Genomic DNA, 18,045 nt, shown 5'->3' on the forward strand with positions numbered 1-18,045 from the left:
GCCGGGCGGCCGGTTCGCGGCGCTGCCGATCATTGCCCTGACCGCGAATGCCTTCCCGGAGGACGTCAAGATCTGCCGCGAGGCGGGGATGTCCGATTTCCTGGCCAAGCCGCTGCGCAAGCCGGCGCTGGTCGCGGCGCTGTTGCGGGCGATGGATCAGATGGCGTCGAACGAGGCGCCGCTGCAGCCGGACGGGTTCGTCGACATGACGACCGAGGCCGAGGCCCAGGGCTCGTGTCGGAATGACTAGCTGGCGGTGAGTTGGCGGGGAGGCCGCTTGTCCCGCGAGGCAGCCGCTTGCGATGTTCGGGCGCTTGGCCGTCCTGCTGGAGAGGACGCCACCCGGCGATCACCGGGCTGTCCGGCTCCTGTTGCTCCATTGAGGGCAAGGAAGGGGAAGACCCACAGCGCCGCGGCATTGCTCAGGAGCACGATGGTCAAGACCGCCTGCGTCAACATCATGCCGCCCTCCGGAGCGCGGCGGCCCAAGGCCGCCGCAGCCGCATCGACGTCCCGCCGGGCCGCGGCGGATCATCATCCCCATCGTCGAGCTTGCGCAAGGCCGCGAGAATGTCGGCGAGCCGGATGGGATGGCTCATGCCGGGAATCTCGCGCAAGGCAGGATAGGATTCGATGGCGAACATGTCGGACGCCCACGATGACAGAATGATCCGCTTCTCCGGCACGGAGAGCCCGCGATCGTTCAGGACGTCGTCCGGAGACGCATGGTGCGCGGCCGGATGGAAGAGGGGATTGAGATTGCCGCTGTTCGTGTTGGCGTTGGTCATCGGTTGCCTCCCTTTTCGCTCCTTTCCTCGGGGACCGGTCTTCCATGGGGACGGGCGGCGGGAATCTCCGCCGCCCGTCCTGGTCATTGCGTGTTGATCGCGATGCGTTTGACTGCCGCGCCCGGCTTCTCCGACTTCGGCAGCGAGATCGTCAGGACGCCATTCTTGAACGACGCCTCGGCCTTGTCCTCATCGACGTCCTCGAGCGCGATCTGGCGCTGGAACGCTCCGTAGTAGCGCTCGGAGAAATACCTGCCTTCGTCCTTGCGCTCGCCCTTCTTCTCGCCGCTGATCGTCAGGACGCCATTGGCGATTCCGATCTGGACGTCCTTCTCCGTCATGCCGGGCAGCTCGGCTGAGATCGTCAGCGTCTTGTCGGTCTCGCTGAGTTCGATCCTGGGCCAGTCGAATTGCCCTTCCATGAGCGGCGACAGGCCGGTTCCGCCGAAACCGCGGAAGGCGTCATCGAACAGACGGTTCATCTCGCGATGTAGCGTCATGAACGAATCGTAGATGCCACGCGCCGGCGCAAGCTGCTGGTGTCTCGACCAGGGAATGAGATCACGAACTGCCATGGTTCTTCTCCTTCGTTGGCATGAGCCAGGGAGCGCGGTCACGCTTGCGTGTGCCGCGTTCCGTCGTCGAAATCGATCCGGTATCAGGCCGCTTTCTTCTGCTCGATCTGCGAGGCGGAAGAGGCGCCGCTTCCGATCTGGATCCGCCGCGGCTTCATGGCTTCCGGCACCTCGCGGACGAGGTCGACGATCAGCAGTCCGTCGCGGAACGAGGCCTCTTTGACCTGGACGTAGTCGGCCAGGTTGAACACGCGGCGGAACGGCCGCGCGGCGATGCCCTGGTACAGGTACTCGCCGGCTGCCTTCTCGGGCTTCCTGCCCTCGATGGTGAGCGCGTTTTGCTCGGCGGTCACCGTGATGTCATCGGCGCCGAAGCCGGCGACGGCGAGCGAGATCCGGTAGTGGTCCTCGCTGGAACGTTCGATGTTGTAGGGGGGATAGTTGTCCTCGGTCGCCTGGCGCAGCGCACTGTCGACGAGGCCGGCCAGGTGGTCAAAACCGATGGTGGAGCGCCACAGGGGCGCGAAGTCAAAGGTAGTCCTCATAACCAAGTCCTCCAACGAGCAAGATGGATACAAGGAGCGCAAGGCAGGAGTCAGAGTGGGTCTGATACCCGGCCCGGCGCCCGTGCCGGACCCGTGACGGCGTCCGGCACACCGCTCTCGCGGCGAAAAACGACTTAGAAAAGCGGAGAATCGTTTCAAGAGGTGGACGCAAAAAAATTTCTGCCTCCGGCAGCGGCGCCGTTCGCCTGGGGCGCCGCTCCGAGGACTCGGAGCCGCGCCGAGCGGCATCTTGACAGACGATCGCTTTCGAATATTTCCTTTGGGCCGGGAAATCTCTTTCCCGGTTTTCTCAAACCCCGAAAAGGACCGTGACGACCGTCAGGAGTGACGACGATGCTCGATGAAGATCTGGCCCGCATCCGTGCGCACCGCAACAACATCCACCGCTATCGACGGCTGCTTCGAACGAAGCTGTCGGACCTGGAACGTCAGTTCGTCGAAAGACGCCTTGCCGAGGAGCAGACCGCGCTCGCTGCTCTGGCCGCCGACACCTTCCCCATCGCGTTCACGCTTCCGAAGAGCCGATCGGACTCCGCAATGATGGGGACCGAGCAATGAGCGTCCGTGACCTCCTCATCCAGGGCAGCGAAAAGGTCATCGGACACTATCGCCTTCTGCTCGCGAGCGCCAAGACCGAGAGCGGGTGCCAGCTCTATCGAAGCAGGATCGAACGTGAGCAGCGGTTGCTGAACGAACTCATGGGCGGCTTTCCGGATCGGTTCGCGGCATAGCCGCTCCTCGCAAGAGGGACCGCTAAGCACACATCGGCGTGGCGCAATGATGCGGCGATCAGCGTCGTTCGTCGGTTGCCAAGCCAACATTCGCGTTGAGGCGATCGGGCCGTCATGGCGCAATATGCCATATGGCCCGGTCGAATAACCTGGAAGGACACCGATGCCCACCAGAAACGTCGTGTTGACGGAGCGTCAGGAAAAACTTGTCGAGTCCCTCGTCAAGTCTGGCCGCTACCAGAATGCCAGCGAAGTGCTGCGCGACGGGTTGCGGCTCGTGGAGCAGCGCGAAGCGGAGGATGCAGGCAAGCTGAAAGCCCTGCGGGCAACCGCTCGCGCTGGAGTTGGAGCGTTGGCTCGGGGAGACTTCAAGGAATTCGGAACCATCGAGGAATTGCAAGCCTATCTGAATGACCTCTCGGAGAAGGTCATCTCCCGAAGCGCCAAATAGTGCTGTCATGGCTCAGCGGAGATGGCGCGTCCGTCTCGGCGCTGCCGCGGAAGTCGACTTTGCCAAGACTCTCAGATGGACCACCGAGAATCTTGGCGCGCAACAATCTCGGGTCTATCGGGACACGCTCGTTCAGGCGATTGGCGAGCTTGCCGATGGTCCCGAGCACCGACTCTTGCCGATTGGTACATACTACCCCTGATTTGCCCGACGCGTCAACCATTTTTCGCTAAAAGCGAAATGTATCATATCGACCCCATTCCACTGTGCATGGGGTTGAACCGCGGATTTTGAATCGGGGCTAGATCGAGAAGCTGGTGCCGCAGCCGCAGGCCGCAGTGGCGTTGGGGTTGTTGACCCGGAACGAGGCGCCGATCAGGTCGTCGACGAAGTCGACCTCGGAGCCCGCCAGGAACGGCTGGGACGCGGAATCCACCAGCACCACCGCATGGTCGCGCTCGATCACGAGGTCGTCATCGCCCCGCGCGTGCTCGATGTCGAACTTGTACTGGAAGCCGGAGCAGCCGCCGCCCTCGACCGAGATCCTCAGCATCGCGCCTGACCCTTCGCCCTTGAGGATCTCCCCGATGCGGCGGGCGGCCCGGTCGCTGATGGTCACGGCAGTCGTCATTGGTCCACTCCGGTCAGTCGGGCGCGTCATAGCCGGTTCATGAAGCTGATTCATTTGGTATCCCGCGCCCGACATAGTTAAGTGCAGGGGATCGCAGAATCAAATGGATAGAGGCTGAATACGCCGTGTCGGTCGGAATGGCTGCCCCCCGCGCGCCCTATGCCTGCGACCCCGATCGCAGCCGCGGCCGGCTGGTCGCGGAGCCGCCGAGCCGCACGCGGAGCCCGTTCCGCCGGGACTGCGACCGGGTCATCCATTCCACCGCCTTCCGCCGCCTGAAGTACAAGACCCAGGTGTTCGTGTTCCATGAAGGCGACCATTACCGCACGCGGCTGACCCATTCGCTGGAGGTGGCGCAGATTGCGCGTGCGCTGGCGCGCCAGTTAGGGCTCGACGAGGACCTCACGGAGACGCTGGCGCTCGCCCATGATCTCGGCCACCCGCCGTTCGGCCATGCCGGCGAGCGCGCGCTGGATGCTTGCCTCGGGGCTTACGGCGGCTTCGACCACAATGCCCAGACGCTGCGCGTCCTCACCGCGCTGGAGCACCGCTATCCCGAGTTCGACGGTCTCAATCTGACCTGGGAATCGCTCGAGGGCATCGTCAAGCACAACGGTCCGCTGACCGATCGTGCCGGCGCGCCGATCGGACGCTATCGCGAGCGCGGCGTTCCCGTCGGCATCGCCGACTACGTCGGGACCTACGATCTGGAGCTCTGGAGCTTTGCCTCGCTGGAGGCGCAGGTCGCGGCGATCGCCGACGACATCGCCTACGACGCCCACGACATCGACGACGGCCTGCGCGCGGGCCTGTTCCGCCTCGACGACCTCGAGGCGATGCCGCTCACCGCGGAGATCATCGCTGAGATCGGCGCGCACTATCCGACGCTGGACGACGACCGGCGCGGCGCCGAGCTGGTGCGCGAGCTGATCTCGCATCTGATCGGCGCCGTGTTCGCCGAGGCCACAAGGAACATCGACGCCGCGAAGCCGCAATCGGCCCGGGACGTCCGCCGGCAGGGCCGGGCGCTGGTCGGCTTTCCGCCTGATGTCGCCAAGGAGGAGGCCGGCATCAAGAGCTTCCTCTACCAGCACATGTACCGCCACGAGCGGGTGATGCGGGTGATGGGGGAGGCGGAGCAGATCCTGTTCGACCTGTTCGCGCGCTACCGGGCCTCGCCTGCCGACCTGCCGCCGGAATGGCTGATCGGGGCGGAGGCGGACAGCGAGGCTGACAGGGCGCGGCGGATCGGCAATTTCATTGCTGGAATGACCGATCGCTTCGCCCTGACCGAGCACCAGCGGCTTTTTGACTCGACCCCGGATTTGCGTTAGGCGGCGGCCCATGGCCGACACATCCCCATCGCTGCACCTGTTCGCCGACGTGCTCGCGCGCGTGCACGGCGTCTGCCGTGCGCTCGCGGCGGAAGCCGGCTGGCCGGCGGGGATCGATTTCTCGCGCGTGGTGGTCGAGCCGCCGCGCGATGCAAGCCATGGCGACATGGCGACCAACGCCGCCATGGTGCTGGCGAAGGAGGCCAAGGCGAAGCCGCGCGACCTCGCCGAAGCGATCGCCGCGCGCCTGCGCGCCGACGCCCTGATCGCCAAGGTCGACGTTGCCGGCCCCGGCTTCATCAATCTGACGCTGAAACCCGCGGCCTGGGCTGACTCGCTGCGGACGCTGCTGCGCGAGGGGGCCGCCTATGGCAGGCTCTCGGGCGGTTCCAGGGTCAACGTCGAATATGTCTCGGCCAACCCGACCGGGCCGATGCATGTCGGCCATTGCCGCGGCGCCGTGTTCGGCGACGCGCTGGCGAGCCTGTTGCAGTTCGCCGGCCATGACGTCACGCGCGAATACTACATCAACGATGCCGGCGCCCAGGTCGACGTGCTCGCGCGCTCGGCCTTCCTCAGGTATCGGGAAGCGCTCGGCGAGGACATCGGAGCGATCCCGGACGGGCTCTATCCCGGCGACTATCTGAAGCCGGTCGGCGTGGCGCTCGCGAAGGAGCATGGCGACAAGCTGCGGTCGGTGGCGGAAGCCGAATGGCTGCCGCTCGTGCGGGCGAAGTCGATCGCGATGATGATGGACGAGATCAAGGACGATCTCGCCGCGCTCAACATCCGCCACGACGTATTCTTCTCGGAGCGTTCGCTGATCGAGGGCGGCAACAACCGCGTCGCCGCGACCATCGATTTCCTGCGCGCCAAGGGCGACGTCTACGAAGGCCGCCTGCCGCCGCCGAAGGGCGCGCCGGTCGACGACTGGGAGGATCGCGAGCAGCTCCTGTTCAAGGCGACCGCCCATGGCGACGACGTCGATCGTCCGCTGATCAAGTCGGACGGGTCCTACACCTATTTCGCCTCCGACATCGCCTACCACAAGAACAAGTTCGATCGCGGCTTTGCCGACCTGATCGACGTGTGGGGCGCCGACCACGGCGGCTACATCAAGCGGATGCAGGCCGCGGTGAAGGCCGTGACCGCGGACGAGGCCGCGCTCGACGTCAAGATCGTCCAGCTCGTGAGGCTCCTGCGCAACGGCGAGCCGGTGAAGATGTCCAAGCGCGCCGGTGACTTCGTCACCCTGCGCGAGGTGGTGGACGAGGTCGGCAAGGACGCCGTCCGCTTCATGATGCTCTATCGCAAGAACGATGCGGTGCTGGATTTCGACCTCGCCAAGGTGATCGAGCAGTCGCGCGACAACCCGGTGTTCTACGTCCAGTACGGCCATGCCCGGGGGCACTCGATCTTCCGCAACGCGCGCACGGAGGTGTTTTCGGAACTGCCCCAGGACTCAGGGGCGCGCATCGCCTGGCTGCTCGACTCGGCCCTGGAACGGCTGTCGGACCCGGCCGAACTCGACCTGCTGAGGCGGCTGGCGATTTATCCGCGGATGCTGGAGGCGGCCGCCGCGGCCCACGAACCGCACCGAATTGCCTTTTACCTCTATGATTTAGCCAGCGAATTTCACGCACTTTGGACGAAGGGGCGCGATTTGCCCTATTTACGCTTCATTATCAATAATGATGCAGAGCTTACGAAGGCGCGGCTGGCCATGGTCCAGGGCGTCGTCTCGGTCTTGGCATCGGGTCTCGCCATCCTCGGCGTCCATGCCCCGGACGAGATGCGTTAGTTTGGGGCGAACGACGCAAGGGGATCTGTGGGGTAACCGGCAGAAGCCGGCTCACTTGAGTCATGCGACTTGGTTGAAAGCCTTGTGGGTGGAAGCCGCTCAAGCCAAGAGACAGGCGGCTTTCCCGAAGGGGACGCATCATCACGATGGCCGATCGATATCAGGACAGACCGTTTCCTCCCGATGACTACGGTCGCGGCGGCGACCAGCATGGGGCCGGGAGAGCGGACAGCGACCCCTTGGCCGAGCTCGCCCGCCTGATCGGACAGACCGACCCGTTTGGCACGCAGCCGCAGCCTGTCGCGAGAGCGCCGGCTGCGCCTCAGCCCTATCAGTCGCCGGCCGAGAGCTATCCGGAAGAGACGTACCAGGAGACCTATCCGGACAGCTACGAAGAGCCGCTGCCTCCACCTGGGCCGCCGGCCTGGATGCGTCGCGCCAACGTCCAGCCGCAATCGGCGCCCGCGCCGCGGCAGGACTATGCGGCCGCGGCGCATCCGCTGCATCGCTATGCGGCCCAGCAGCCGGCCGCGCCGGAGCCGGACTACGACGAGCCGCAGGCGTATCATGCGCCCGAGGTGCAGCCCGATCCGTCGCGCTACGACGATGCGCTGTACGGCCAACTCGAGTCGAGCGAGCAGGATTATCAGCGCGATCCGGCCTATCCGGACGACCCCTACGCCTATCAGAACGACTATCCCGAGGAGGACGTCGAGGAGCCGAGGAGGCGGCGCGGCGGCATGATGACGGTTGCGGCCGTGCTGGCGCTGGCCGTGGTCGGCACCGGCGGCGCCTTCGCCTATCGCACTTTCATGGGATCGCCCCGCAGCGGCGAGCCGCCGATCATCAAGGCCGACAACGCGCCGACCAAGGTGGTGCCGGCGCCGACTGATGGCACTGCCAAGCTGCCCGATCGCATGGCGACCGGCGATGGCACCGAGAAGATCGTGCCGCGCGAGGAAGCTCCCGTCGATCTCAACGCCAGGTCGGGCGGGCCGCGCGTCGTGTTCCCGCCCTTGAACCCCAATACCAGCCCGCCGCCGGTCGCGAGCGTGGCGCCGTCCACGGTGCCGGCGCCGAGCGCGGGTCCAGTGCCCAGCAACGGCACGCTGCCGAACAACGAGCCGCGCCGGATCAGGACGCTCTCGGTCAAGGGCGACCAGACCGACGGCACGGCGCCGCAGGGCGCAGCCCCCGCGGCCAAGCAGTCCGCCGCACCAAAGGCTGCCGCACCGGCCGCACCACGTAATCCGCCGACGGCGGCCAATGCCAGCGCCAACGGGCCGTTGTCGCTGGCGCCGCAGGCCGCGCCGGCCGCAGCCCCACCGCAGAGGTTGGCTGCAACCAATCCGACCCAGATCGCACCTGCGCCCGCGCCGGCCGTAGCAGGCGGCGGGTATCTGGTGCAGGTCTCCTCGCAGCGAAGCGAAGCCGACGCCCACGCCTCCTACAAGGCGCTGCAAAGCAAATTTCCCGCGGTGCTGGGCTCGCATTCGCCGGTCATCAAGCGCGCCGACCTCGGCGACAAGGGCGTGTATTACCGCGCCATGGTCGGGCCGTTCGGCTCGTCGGACGAGGCCGCGCAATTCTGCGGCAATCTGAAAACCGCCGGCGGCCAGTGCGTCGTCCAGAGGAATTAGCGGCCGTTTCCTTGACCCCCTAGCGGGGTACGGTTAATCGGCGGCTATGAGCACGCGGGCCTTCATCACCGGCGTTTCCGGAACGGGATTGACCGCCGTCGAGCGGGATTTCATCCGTGCGCAGCGCCCGTGGGGCTTCATCCTGTTCAGGCGGAACGTCGAGAGCCCGGCTCAAGTCAAGTCGTTGGTTGGGGAATTGCGCAATGCGGCGGGGGCGCCCGACGCCCCGGTCCTGATCGACCAGGAGGGCGGGCGGGTGCAGCGGCTGGGACCGCCGCACTGGCCGGTCTATCCTCCTGGTGCCGTGTTCGGGACGCTCTACGACGCTGATTCGGCCCTCGGGCTGAGGGCGGCATGGCTGAGCGCCCGGCTGATTGCCGCCGATCTCGCCGATCTCGGCATTACCGTGGACTGTCTGCCACTGGCCGACGTGCCGGTCGCGGGCGCTGACGCCGTCATCGGCAACCGCGCCTACGGAACCGAGCCGGCCAAGGTCGCCGCGATCGCCCGCGCGGTCACCGAGGGACTGGAGCAGGGCAGCGTCCTGCCGGTCCTCAAGCACATTCCCGGCCATGGCCGGGCGACCGCCGACACCCATTTCCGGCTGCCGATGGTCGATACGTCGAAAGGCGAGCTGATCCGGACCGATTTCGCGGCCTTCAAGCCGCTCGCCGATCTGCCCATGGCCATGACCGCACATGTTGTGTTTAGCGCGTTCGATCCCGCCCAACCGGCAACGACTTCTGCGACAATGATCGAGCAGGTGATTCGCGGCGTGATCGGGTTCCAGGGTTTGTTGATGAGTGATGACGTGTCCATGAATGCGCTGGCCGGAACCATCGCCGAGCGCACGCGAGCGATCCTCGCGGCCGGCTGCGACGTGGTCCTGCATTGCAACGGGAATATCGACGAGATGCGTGAGGTCGCCGGCCAAACGCCCGAATTGTCGGGCAAGGCACTGGAGCGGGCGAACCGGGCGCTCGCCGCGCGCCAGCCGCCGCGGCCCTTTGATCGGACCGCGGCGCGGATCGAACTCGACGCATTGATCGCACGGGCAGACACGGCATCGGCATGACCGCAGAGATTCTTTCGTTTGAAACCGGCCGGCCGGCTGAGCTTGGCGAGGGCGAGCCGGCGCTGGTGGTCGACGTCGAGGGCTATGAAGGCCCGCTTGACCTGCTGCTCGCGCTGGCGCGGCAGCAGAAGGTCGATCTCGCCAAGATTTCGATCCTGGCGCTCGCCGACCAGTATCTCCACTTCATCGAGGCGGCGCGAAAAATCCGGCTCGAGCTTGCCGCCGACTATTTGGTGATGGCGGCCTGGCTCGCCTTCCTGAAATCGCGTCTGTTGCTGCCCGAGCCGCCGTCCGCGGACGGGCCGAGCGCCGAGGAGATGGCCACCGCGCTCGCCAACCGTCTGCGCCGGCTCGAAGCCATCCGCGAAGCTGCCAACCGGCTGATGAACAGGCAGCAATTGTTGCGCGACGTCTTCCCGCGCGGTGAGCCCGAGGCGATCGCAGAGATCAGGCACCCGAAATACACCGCGACGCTCTACGACTTGCTGACCGCCTATGCCGCGCAGCGCCAGCAGCGCGTGCTGGCAAGCGTGCATCTGGCGCGCCGCACGGTCTGGTCGCTCGCCGAGGCGCGCGCCTCGCTGGAGCGCCTCGTCGGCATGGCCGAGTCGGAAGACTGGGGTTGTCTCGACGAGTACCTGTTGCGTTACGTCGCCGATCCGTCGCAGCGCGCGACGGTGTTCGCCTCGAGCTTCGCCGCTGCGCTCGAACTGGTGCGCGAAGGGCAGTTGGAACTGAACCAGAAAGAGGCGTTTGCTCCCCTGTATTTCCGGAAGGGGCGGCATCAACCGGCAGCAGACACGGTTCCCGTGCCTGACGCGCCGGTGAGCTAAGTGCAAGAAGGAGAAGCTGCCATGGCGAGCCTGGCGGAAGTGCGGGTTGAAGAGGTCGAGCCGATGGACAACGATTCCCAGGCACGGCCCGAAGAATTGCGGCTTCTCGAAGCGCTGCTGTTTGCCTCCAGTGAACCGCTCGACACGGCCACGCTTGCCAAACGCATGCCGGAGGGCGTCGACGTGAAGGCGGCGCTTGCGCAGTTGCAGGCGGAGTATGCCACGCGCGGGGTGAACCTCGTTCGCGTCGCCAACAAGTGGACATTCCGCACCGCGGGCGACCTCGCCTGGCTGATGACGCGCGAGAGCACCGAGACGCGGCGGCTGTCCCGCGCCGCCATCGAGGTGTTGGCGATCATCGCCTATCACCAGCCGGTGACACGCGCCGAGATCGAGGAGATCCGCGGCGTCGTCACCTCGAAGGGCACTCTCGACGTGCTGCTGGAGACCGGCTGGATCAAGCCGCGCGGCCGCCGCAAGACGCCGGGCCGTCCGCTCACTTTCGGAACCACCGAGGCGTTCCTGTCGCAGTTCACCCTGGAGCAGCTCGGCGACCTGCCGGGCCTCGAGGAACTGAAGGGCACGGGCCTGCTGGATTCCCGTCTGCCGACGGGCTTCAGCGTTCCGACGCCGTCGGACGATCCGGTCCTGCGCGAGGACGAGGAGCCGCTGGAACCGGGCGACGATCTGGACCTCGCACTTGCTCCAGCCGTCGAGCCGGACGCGCCCGAAGGCGGCAGCGAGGGGAACGAGGGCTGATTCCCGGCCGCGCTGCGCGCCTGCTCGGCCGGTTAACACTGGCGATATTACGTAGCGGCGACAGCGAATTGACGCGGTCTGGGTCCTTGTTTTTGGCCCCCGCCAAGCCTAGGTTTTAACCAGATCAGGCCGGGTCACCGGCCATGTGCGTTTGGAGGGTTGCAGGATGGGTTCGCTTAGCATTTGGCACTGGATCGTGGTGATCGCAGTGGTCCTGCTGCTGTTCGGCCGCGGCAAGATTTCGGATCTGATGGGCGACGTGGCCCAGGGCATCAAGGCCTTCAAGAAGGGCATGCAGGACGACGACAAGACCGCCGACAAGCCCGAGCCCGCCAAGTCCATCGAGCACAATGGCGCGCCGAACGCGGCGCGGTCGGACGTCGGCAGCAAGGCCGTCTGAACCAAAGACCGGCAAGACGCGGGGCGGCCCCGATCCTGCGGGTCAAGGATTGGGCCAACCCGCCTTTGCGTGAACGGAAGACGTCATGTTCGACATCGGGTGGAGTGAACTGGTCGTCATCGCGGTCGTCGCGCTGATCGCCATCGGCCCGAAGGAGCTTCCGGGCGTCCTGCGCATGATCGGCCAGTGGATGGGCAAGGCCCGCAAGATGGCCGCCGAATTCCAGGGCCAGTTCCAGGAAGCCATGCGCGAGGCCGAGATGGCCGACCTGAAGAAGAGTTTTGACGAGGTCAGGGAAGCCGCTTCAGGCTTCACTGGCGGCAGTCTGATGACCACGCTCGAGAAGAGCGTCGACAACGCGCTCGACATCGGCGGCATCGACAAGCCGGCCGAGACCGCGCCGGCGCCAGCGGTCGAAACCGCGGAGCCGCCGGCCGCCGGCGAGCCGCTCGCGATCGTCAGTGAGGTGCAGGCCGCGCCGGTCGCACAGGACACCGCGCCGAACGAGGCGATCAAGGACGCCAAAGCGTCATGAGCGACGCCGATATCGAGGCCTCGAAGGCGCCGTTGATGGACCATCTGATCGAGCTGCGCTCGCGGCTCATCAAGGCGCTGCTCGGCTTCGGCGTGGCCTTCATCTTCTGTTTCTTCTTCGCCAAGCAGATCTACAACATCCTGGTCTGGCCGTTCGTTTGGGTGGCGGGGCCGGAGAACTCGAAGTTCATCTACACCGCGCTGCTGGAATATTTCATCACCCAGCTCAAGCTCGCGCTGTTCGGCGCAGGCTTCATCTCGTTTCCGATCGTGGCGACGCAGATCTACAAGTTCGTCGCGCCCGGCCTCTACAAGCACGAGAAGCAGGCGTTCCTGCCGTACCTTATCGCGACGCCGTTCTTCTTCCTGCTGGGCTCGCTGCTGGTCTATTTCGTCGTGCTGCCGATGCTGATCCGCTTCTCGCTCGGCATGCAGCAGGCTGGCGGCGCGGAGACCGCGCAGATCGCGCTCTTGCCGAAGGTCGGCGAATACCTGTCGCTGATGATGTCGCTGATCTTCGCCTTCGGTATCGCCTTCCAGCTTCCGGTGATCCTGACGCTGCTCGGCAGGATCGGCATCATCACCGCCAAGATGCTGCGCGAAAAGCGCCGCTATTTCATCGTCGTCGCCTTCATCATCGCCGCCGTCCTGACGCCGCCGGACGTGCTGAGCCAGGCTTCGTTGGCGATTCCGCTCCTAGCCCTGTACGAGGGCTCGATCATTTCGGTCGCGATGGTGGAGAAGAAGGCGACGGCCGCCCAGTCCTCCGGCAGCGCATCGTCGAGCGCCAATCCGGCCGAGTAGGGCACGTTTTCGCCTATCATTGCCGTACCCCGCCTGCGATTCGTCGTGCCCCGGCCTTGACCCGGGCATCCACGACTTGATCTAAGGCGGCAAAGACGTGGATGGCCGGGATGAACCCAGCCATGACGGGACATAGGTCATGCACGACATCAAATCGATCCGCGACGATCCGCAAGCCTTCGACGCGGCGCTCGCCCGCCGCGGGCTCGGGCCGCTGTCGGCCTCGTTGCTGGCGATCGACGAGAAGCGCCGCGCGGCGATCCTGGCGTCCGAACAGGCCCAGGCGCGGCGCAACGCGGCTTCGAAGGAGATCGGCGACGCCAAGAAGGCCAGGGACGAGGCGCGTGCGGCGAAGCTGATGACGGAGGTGGCCGAGCTCAAGACGACGATGCCGCGGCTCGAGGCCGCCGCCAAGACCGCCGACGAAGAGCTTGCGAAGGAGCTCTCGGCGATCCCCAATCTGCCGCTTCCCGAAGTGCCCGACGGCATCGACGAGCATGGCAACGTGCAGCGTCACGTCTTCGGCAGCAAGCGCAGCTACGCCTTCGCGCCGAAGCCGCATGACGATCTCGGCGCCGCGCTCGGCTACATGGATTTCGAGGCGGCGGCCAAATTGTCCGGCGCGCGCTTCGTCGTGCTGAAGAAGGGGCTGGCGCGGCTCGAGCGCGCGATCGGCCAGTTCATGCTCGACCTCCACACCACCGAGCACGGCTACACCGAGATCAACCCGCCGCTCTTGGTGCGCAACGAGGTCATGTTCGGCACCGGCCAGTTGCCGAAATTCGAGGACGACCAGTTCTGGGCGGTGAGGGGCGAGTTGCTACTCGATCCCGACGCGCGCCTGCGCAGCGAGCGTCTCGGGCTCATTCCGACCGCCGAGGTCTCGCTCACCAACCTCGCGCGCGAATCCATCCTCGACGAGAAGCAATTGCCGATGCGGCTCACCGCGCTGACGCCGTGCTTCCGCGCGGAAGCTGGAGCTGCCGGGCGCGATACGCGCGGCATGATCCGCCAGCACCAGTTTTCCAAGGTCGAGCTGGTCTCGATTGCGACGCCCGAGACCAGCAAGGACGAGCTGGAGCGGATGCTCGCCTGCGCCGAGGAGGTGCTGCGCCGGCTCGACCTGCACTACCGCGTCATGACGCTGTGCGCCGGCGACATGGGATTCTCGTCGCAGAAGACCTACGACATCGAGGTCTGGATGCCCGGACAGGGCGAGGGCGGCGCGTTCCGCGAGATCTCGAGCTGTTCGGTCTGCGGCGATTTCCAGGCCCGCCGCATGGATGCGCGCTCCCGCGGCCCCGACGGCAAGCCGCGCTTCGTCCATACGCTGAACGGCTCCGGCACCGCGGTCGGCCGCGCGCTGATCGCGGTCATGGAGACCTATCAGCAGGAGGACGGCTCGATCGCCGTGCCGGACGTGCTGCAGCCCTACATGGGCGGGCTGAAGGTGATCGCGCGCGAGTAGCCTGCCGGCCGTCTCAGCCGATGCGGAGTTGCGAAGATCGGACGGCGGGCTATCCTGCCGTTACGACTATTGGCTTCGATTGACCGTATGGCCTTGCACCGCGACATCTTCTGGGTCGGCAGACAATGGGCGGTGACCGGATACGGCATCCAGGCCGTCGATCAGCGGTTGCGGGGCGTGCTCGACATCGAGGTCGCGCGGCTCTGGGACGACGATCTCGTTGCGAGCCGGCGCGCCAAGCCCGGGCTCAATGCCGAGGACTTCGACAAGGCGCTGACGACGGCGCGGGCGCGCTGGCCGCGGGCACCGGAGCCGGGCACGTCGCGAAAGCGCCCTGCCGCAAAGATACCGGCGGAGCCGTCCGACGGCGTGGCGCCGCCGTCGGCATCAAATGCGCAGCCAGTCCAGCTACCGATGGAATGGCGCATCCAGGGCCGGCTTGCGCGCTTCCTGCCGCAATGGCGCGTCCGCCGCTGACTGCCGGTTCCCGGACGCTCCGGCGCCGGTTTGCCTCATCCGCCGGAGCCGGATAAGACGGCCCGGCGACGACCATGGAATCGACCTCACGCATGCGCATCCTCTGCACCAACGATGACGGCATCCACGCTCCCGGCCTCAAGGTCGTCGAGGAAATTGCCCGCGCGCTCTCCGACGACGTCTGGCTGGTGGCGCCCGAATTGGACCAGTCCGGCGTGTCGCATTCGCTGTCGCTCAACGACCCCCTCCGGCTGCGCGAGGTCGGCCCGCGGCACTTCGCCGTGCGGGGTACGCCGACCGACTGCGTCATCATGGGCGCGCGTCACATCCTTGGAACGACGCTGCCCGATATCGTGCTCTCCGGCGTCAACAAGGGCCGCAACGTCGCCGAGGACGTGGTCTACTCCGGCACCATTGCGGGCGCGCTGGAAGGCACCATCCTCGGCTTGCCGTCGTTTGCGCTGTCGCAGGAATTCAGCATCGAGACGCGCGACCGGCCGCCATGGGACACCGCCCGGACATTCGGTCCCGACATCCTGCGCAAGGTGATCGCGGCCGGCGTGCCCAAGAACACCGTCATCAACGTCAACTTCCCCTCGTGTGCGCCGGGAGAGGTCGCCGGCATCCGCGTGACGCGGCAGGGCAAGCGCAATCTCGGTTTCCTCAAGATCGACGAGCGCCGCGACGGCCGCGGCAATCCCTATTTCTGGATCGGATTCGAGCGTGCCGCGATGATGGACCCGCCGGCCGAAGGAACCGATCTCGCCGCGTTGAGCGAGCGCTACATCTCGGTCACGCCGCTCAGGCTCGATCGCACCGATGAGGCGTTTTCGCAGGCGCTGGGCGAGACGCTGAAATAATATAGCGGCTACCTGCCGCGCAGCGCGGTCTCGATGGTCTTGCCGAGCGCGTCGAGCTGGAACGGCTTCTGCAGCGCGGGCCGGTCGCGGTATTGCTCGGGCAGTCCCGACGAGCCGTAGCCGGTGGCGAAGATGAAGGGCCGGCCCTTGGCCTTGATCAGATCGGCGACCGGCGAGATCACCTTGCCATTGACGTTGACGTCGAGGATGGCGAGGTCGAACTCCGTGGACTCGGCGAGCCGCAGCGCTTCGGCAATGTCGCCGGCCTCGGCCGCGACTTTGTAGCCGAGTTCCTCCAGCATGTCCGCGACCATCATCCTGATCATGACTTCGTCTTCGACCAGGAATACGGAACCGCTCGAAGGCCGTGTCGCAGTCATCCGCTAAGCCCTTGCCCGTCCCCTGAAACTGTTCGCAGATCAAGCCAGATGGTGCAATCTGCACGGAGACATTCCCGGTTCGCAAATTGCCGCCACGGTCGCCGACTCACAAGCAGATTGTGATGAAATGCCGTAGGCTTACGGTATCATGGGTTCCGGCGCCGGAACAGCAAGTAACTCGCAGTGGCGCTGCGGCGCACACATGGCCAGATCGGGACGAACACGAGCGCAATGACTTCCCAGCAGCATCCGCCGGAAAAGATGATGTTTCAGCTCACGCTGCGGCGTCGCGGGATCAGCGACCAGGCGGTGCTGCGCACCATGGAGGAGGTGCCGCGCGAATTGTTCGTCGATGAGGCCGACCGAGGTGACGCCTATCGCGACAGCGCGTTGCCGATCGCCTGCGGGCAGACGATCAGCCAGCCCTTCGTCGTCGCCTACATGACCGAGCAGTTGCAATTGCAGAAGTCCCACCGCGTGCTGGAGATCGGAACCGGCTCGGGCTATCAGGCCGCCGTGCTGTCGCGGCTCGCAGGGCAGGTGCTGACGGTCGAGCGCTATCGCAAGCTCGCCGACACGGCACGGACACGGCTCGAGAAGCTCGGCTGTCACAATGTCGAGGTGATGCTCGGCGACGGCCTCGACCTGCCCGACACTGTCGGCTCCTTCGATCGCATCATCGTCACGGCCGCCATGGAGCAGATTCCCGACAATCTGATCGAGCGGCTGAATGTCGGCGGCGTCCTGATCGCTCCGGTCGGACCGCACCAGGGGGTGCAGACGCTGATCCGCCTGACCCGCACCGTGGCCGGGATCGAGCGCAAGGAGCTGGTCGACGTCCGTTTCGTGCCGGCGCTGCCGGGGATCGCGCGCGAGCTCTAGGAATCCGGATCGGCTGTGCTGCCAACACCTTATTAGGAGGTTAAGCCGTTATTTACTCGGCGCGTGTTTACTTAAAGACCTTAGTTTGTTGCGTACGAGTGAGTAACCATGTTCGCTGTCGCCGAGTTGCTTTGCTCGCGCCGGGTGCCGCAGGTCGCGGTGCTGGCGCTGATCTCGTTCGGTTTCGCGGGCTGCAGCGCCGACATGTCGTCGCGGCTTTCGCAATCGTCATTCTCAAATCCCTTTGCGTCTCAGGAATCGACCGGCTCCGTGCAGCACGCGCAGCCGCAGCGTGAGCTGCCGCAATATGCGCGGCCGCAGTCCCAATACCAGTCGCAGCCGCTGCCGCCGCCCGCGGTTGCAGCGCCGCAATCCTATCCGGCCGCAGCCGGGGGCGTGTCCGGGGGCGGGCGCGGCCTCGCCTCTTACTCGCCACCGGCCCGGCCGCAACTCGAAACGACCGGCGCGGTTCCGCCGCGCTCGGTTGCGGCCGCGCGTCCCGCTGCCGGCACCACGATCATCGTCGGCACCAGCGACACGCTCGACGTGCTGGCGCGCCGCTATCACGTCACGCCGCAGGCGATCCTTGCCGCGAACGGCTACAAGGGGCCGCGCACGCTCTCGCCCGGCCAGCAGCTGATCATTCCGCATCCGACCACCGCAGCGGCAACGCCGCCGCCAGCGCCTGCGATGGCTCCGGCTGCGGCGCCAGTCGCCGCCATCAGCGCGCCGTCCGGTGTCCACTTCGTCAATCGGGGCGATACGCTCGCCAGCATCGCGCGCAAGAATCATATTTCGGTCGCCGAACTGGCGCACGCCAATGGTCTCGATCCGTCGGCCAAGCTCAAGCTCGGCACCAGGTTGGCGGTGCCCGGTGCAAAGACCGCGGCCCTGGCCGCGCCTGCTGGCGTGGCCCCGGTGGCACCGGTGGCCGTCGTCCAGCAGCCGGTTGCCGCTCCGACCGCGCCGGTAACCCGGGTCGCGACCGCGGCTGCCCCGCAACAGAGCGCCCGGCTCGCCCAGGCCACCACCACTATCGATGCGAAGCCGGTCGAG

At 66.2% G+C, this 18,045-nt stretch carries 23 protein-coding genes; 18 read left to right on the forward strand and 5 right to left on the reverse strand.

Annotation, left to right across the window (positions count from 1 at the left end; all coding sequences use genetic code 11):
• On the forward strand, positions 1–250 hold a 250-nt coding region (locus tag KGM94_RS13840; RefSeq protein ID WP_300259727.1), incomplete at its 5' end, for a hypothetical protein.
• A gap of 208 nt (positions 251–458) precedes the next feature.
• Here the strand turns inward: KGM94_RS13840 and KGM94_RS13845 are convergent.
• The 3 genes from KGM94_RS13845 to KGM94_RS13855 all read right to left on the reverse strand — a co-directional run bounded on the left by KGM94_RS13845 (position 459) and on the right by KGM94_RS13855 (position 1,908).
• On the reverse strand, positions 459–788 hold the full coding sequence (locus tag KGM94_RS13845; protein ID WP_300259729.1) for a hypothetical protein: 330 nt from the start codon (positions 786–788) through the stop codon (positions 459–461).
• Positions 789–871: 83 nt separating this feature from the next.
• Entirely contained in the window at positions 872–1,363 is a 492-nt protein-coding gene (locus KGM94_RS13850; RefSeq protein WP_300259731.1) for an Hsp20/alpha crystallin family protein, read from the reverse strand.
• 83 nt (positions 1,364–1,446) lie between these two features.
• Entirely contained in the window at positions 1,447–1,908 is a 462-nt protein-coding gene (locus KGM94_RS13855; RefSeq protein ID WP_300259733.1) for an Hsp20 family protein, read from the reverse strand.
• Positions 1,909–2,262: 354 nt separating this feature from the next.
• Between KGM94_RS13855 and KGM94_RS13860 the strand changes: the two genes are divergently transcribed.
• From KGM94_RS13860 to KGM94_RS13870, 3 genes are all read left to right on the forward strand, one after another.
• Complete coding sequence (locus tag KGM94_RS13860; protein WP_300259735.1) at positions 2,263–2,487, forward strand: hypothetical protein; 225 nt, start codon at positions 2,263–2,265, stop codon at positions 2,485–2,487.
• Positions 2,484–2,660, forward strand: a complete 177-nt coding sequence (locus tag KGM94_RS13865) for a hypothetical protein (RefSeq protein ID WP_300259737.1) — start codon at positions 2,484–2,486, stop codon at positions 2,658–2,660. Before KGM94_RS13860 ends, KGM94_RS13865 begins: the two co-directional genes overlap by 4 nt.
• A gap of 163 nt (positions 2,661–2,823) precedes the next feature.
• Positions 2,824–3,111, forward strand: a complete 288-nt coding sequence (locus KGM94_RS13870; protein ID WP_300259739.1) for a type II toxin-antitoxin system ParD family antitoxin — start codon at positions 2,824–2,826, stop codon at positions 3,109–3,111.
• A 301-nt stretch (positions 3,112–3,412) separates the two neighbouring features.
• Here KGM94_RS13870 and erpA read toward each other — a convergent pair whose 3' ends face one another.
• Entirely contained in the window at positions 3,413–3,742 is a 330-nt protein-coding gene (gene erpA / locus KGM94_RS13875) for an iron-sulfur cluster insertion protein ErpA (protein ID WP_300259741.1), read from the reverse strand.
• Positions 3,743–3,867: 125 nt separating this feature from the next.
• Between erpA and KGM94_RS13880 the strand changes: the two genes are divergently transcribed.
• The 12 genes from KGM94_RS13880 (at position 3,868) to surE (ending at position 15,727) form a co-directional block, all read left to right on the forward strand.
• On the forward strand, positions 3,868–5,076 hold the full coding sequence (locus KGM94_RS13880) for a deoxyguanosinetriphosphate triphosphohydrolase (protein WP_300259743.1): 1,209 nt from the start codon (positions 3,868–3,870) through the stop codon (positions 5,074–5,076).
• Between the two features lie 10 nt (positions 5,077–5,086).
• Positions 5,087–6,877, forward strand: a complete 1,791-nt coding sequence (argS, locus tag KGM94_RS13885; RefSeq protein WP_300259746.1) for an arginine--tRNA ligase — start codon at positions 5,087–5,089, stop codon at positions 6,875–6,877.
• Between the two features lie 146 nt (positions 6,878–7,023).
• Positions 7,024–8,517 (forward strand): SPOR domain-containing protein, encoded by a 1,494-nt coding sequence (locus KGM94_RS13890; RefSeq protein WP_300259748.1) that lies wholly within the window; start codon positions 7,024–7,026, stop codon positions 8,515–8,517.
• Between the two features lie 46 nt (positions 8,518–8,563).
• Positions 8,564–9,592 (forward strand): beta-N-acetylhexosaminidase, encoded by a 1,029-nt coding sequence (gene nagZ / locus KGM94_RS13895; protein WP_300259749.1) that lies wholly within the window; start codon positions 8,564–8,566, stop codon positions 9,590–9,592.
• Entirely contained in the window at positions 9,589–10,425 is an 837-nt protein-coding gene (locus tag KGM94_RS13900; protein ID WP_300259750.1) for a ScpA family protein, read from the forward strand. The genes nagZ and KGM94_RS13900 overlap by 4 nt, the downstream gene beginning before the upstream one ends.
• A 21-nt stretch (positions 10,426–10,446) precedes the next feature.
• Positions 10,447–11,184: an SMC-Scp complex subunit ScpB gene (gene scpB, locus KGM94_RS13905; RefSeq protein WP_300259751.1), complete on the forward strand. Its 738-nt coding sequence runs from the start codon at positions 10,447–10,449 to the stop codon at positions 11,182–11,184.
• A 166-nt stretch (positions 11,185–11,350) separates the two neighbouring features.
• The gene (locus tag KGM94_RS13910; protein WP_300259752.1) at positions 11,351–11,584 is read left to right on the forward strand and encodes a twin-arginine translocase TatA/TatE family subunit; all 234 of its coding nucleotides are present in this window, start codon (positions 11,351–11,353) and stop codon (positions 11,582–11,584) included.
• Positions 11,585–11,669: 85 nt separating this feature from the next.
• Complete coding sequence (gene tatB, locus KGM94_RS13915) at positions 11,670–12,119, forward strand: Sec-independent protein translocase protein TatB (RefSeq protein ID WP_300259753.1); 450 nt, start codon at positions 11,670–11,672, stop codon at positions 12,117–12,119.
• A complete protein-coding gene (tatC, locus tag KGM94_RS13920) occupies positions 12,116–12,922 on the forward strand; it encodes a twin-arginine translocase subunit TatC (RefSeq protein ID WP_300259754.1) in 807 nt (268 codons plus the stop codon). The genes tatB and tatC overlap by 4 nt, the downstream gene beginning before the upstream one ends.
• Positions 12,923–13,061: 139 nt before the next feature.
• Positions 13,062–14,390: a serine--tRNA ligase gene (gene serS, locus KGM94_RS13925; RefSeq protein ID WP_300259755.1), complete on the forward strand. Its 1,329-nt coding sequence runs from the start codon at positions 13,062–13,064 to the stop codon at positions 14,388–14,390.
• 87 nt (positions 14,391–14,477) lie between these two features.
• Entirely contained in the window at positions 14,478–14,867 is a 390-nt protein-coding gene (locus KGM94_RS13930) for a hypothetical protein (protein WP_300259756.1), read from the forward strand.
• Positions 14,868–14,959: 92 nt separating this feature from the next.
• A complete protein-coding gene (gene surE, locus KGM94_RS13935) occupies positions 14,960–15,727 on the forward strand; it encodes a 5'/3'-nucleotidase SurE (RefSeq protein ID WP_300259765.1) in 768 nt (255 codons plus the stop codon).
• Positions 15,728–15,735: 8 nt separating this feature from the next.
• Here surE and KGM94_RS13940 read toward each other — a convergent pair whose 3' ends face one another.
• Complete coding sequence (locus tag KGM94_RS13940; protein WP_300259758.1) at positions 15,736–16,107, reverse strand: response regulator; 372 nt, start codon at positions 16,105–16,107, stop codon at positions 15,736–15,738.
• Positions 16,108–16,338: 231 nt separating this feature from the next.
• Between KGM94_RS13940 and KGM94_RS13945 the strand changes: the two genes are divergently transcribed.
• Positions 16,339–16,989, forward strand: coding sequence for a protein-L-isoaspartate(D-aspartate) O-methyltransferase (locus KGM94_RS13945; RefSeq protein ID WP_300259760.1), 651 nt, complete (start codon positions 16,339–16,341; stop codon positions 16,987–16,989).
• A gap of 108 nt (positions 16,990–17,097) precedes the next feature.
• On the forward strand, positions 17,098–18,045 hold a 948-nt coding region (locus tag KGM94_RS13950; protein ID WP_300259763.1), incomplete at its 3' end, for a LysM domain-containing protein.

Source organism: Bradyrhizobium sp., from assembly GCF_028868675.1.
GTDB lineage: Bacteria > Pseudomonadota > Alphaproteobacteria > Rhizobiales > Xanthobacteraceae > Bradyrhizobium.